Genomic DNA, 1119 nt, shown 5'->3' with positions numbered 1-1119 from the left:
GGGTATGGGGGCGGGTGCGGGGGCGGAAGTACTCATGGGCGTCTTCCTACCGGGTCGTCAGGCGTGCCGCCAGCGGTTTTCCCTCGGGGGCGGGCCGGGACGAGGCCCGGTGGGTCAGTGGAAGTCGAAGGCGGGCGCGGTGCCGGCGGAGCGGGCGGCGAGGTGGACCGGCCAGGCGAGGGCGAGGTCCTGCCAGGGGAGGCCGATCGGCGCGAACACGGTGGGCCGGTCGTCCGGCCGGGCCGGGACGGTGCCGCGCAGGACGTCGGCGAACTCGACCGCGAGGTCGGGGTCTGGACCGGAGCCGTGGAGGACCCCGGAGGCGGCGGCGAGGGCGTGGTCGTCCACCACGAGCCGGCTCGCGCGCAGCAGGGCGGGGGAGAGCTCGGTCTTGCCGCGCTCGTCGAAGCCGAGGGCGGTCAGGTGCAGACCCGGCCTCAGCACATCGGCGTCCAGCAGCGGTTCGCGCGACCAGGTGGCGGTGATCACGATGTCCGCGGCTTCGACGGCCGCCCGCGCGGTGGGCACGGCCCGGCCGATCGCCGCGGCCCGGTCCGGGTCGAGGTCGTAGGCGTAGACCTCGTCGACCGGCCGCAGGGTGCGCAGCGCCCGGAGCGTGGTCCGGCTCTGCGCGCCGGCGCCGATCACGGCGACTGTCCGCGCGTGCTCCGGTGCGGGCGTGTGGGTGGCCAGCGCGGCGGCCAGGCCGGTGCGCCAGGCGGTGACGGAGGCGGAGTCCAGCAGCGCCAGCAGTTCGCCGTCGGCCAGCGAGTGCAGGCAGACGATCCCGCGGAGCGCGGGTGTCGCGCCGGGGAACTTGGCGTTGACCTTCACGGTGTAGGCGGGCACGTCGGGGAGCAGCCCGGGGAGCAGGCACATCGCGGTGCCGGGGCCGGGGAGCGCGCTGCCCACGCGGTGGGCGGGCGGCAGCCGGTCGGCGGTGCGGAAGCCGGCCTCCAGGGCGGCCAGCGCGGTGGGGAGGTCGAGGGCCGCCTCGACGTCGGCGCGGGAGAGCAGCAGGGTCATGGGGAGAGTCTCCCTCCGGCCGTCGGACGGGGGAGGCGGGGGGCCGAGTCGGGCCCGGTAACGGTCGCGCTGGGACCGCCGGGTCCGGCCGTC

Annotated in this window: 1 protein-coding gene; it reads right to left on the bottom strand. The window is 77.2% G+C overall.

The window, feature by feature from the left end:
• Nucleotides 1-114 precede the first annotated feature (114 nt).
• A complete protein-coding gene (locus VR45_RS29120) occupies nucleotides 115-1026 on the bottom strand; it encodes an ornithine cyclodeaminase family protein (RefSeq protein ID WP_078896924.1) in 912 nt (303 codons plus the stop codon).
• Nucleotides 1027-1119: the final 93 nt, after the last annotated feature.

Source organism: Streptomyces sp. NRRL S-495, assembly GCF_000966955.1.
Classification (GTDB): domain Bacteria; phylum Actinomycetota; class Actinomycetes; order Streptomycetales; family Streptomycetaceae; genus Kitasatospora; species Kitasatospora purpeofusca.
This window is presented reverse-complemented; position numbering and strand designations above follow the sequence as displayed.

Bases quoted from the DNA above. Each gene is read 5' to 3' on its own strand.
- VR45_RS29120 (WP_078896924.1), bottom strand. From the start codon at position 1,026: ATGACCCTGCTGCTCTCCCGCGCCGACGTCGAGGCGGCCCTCGACCTC.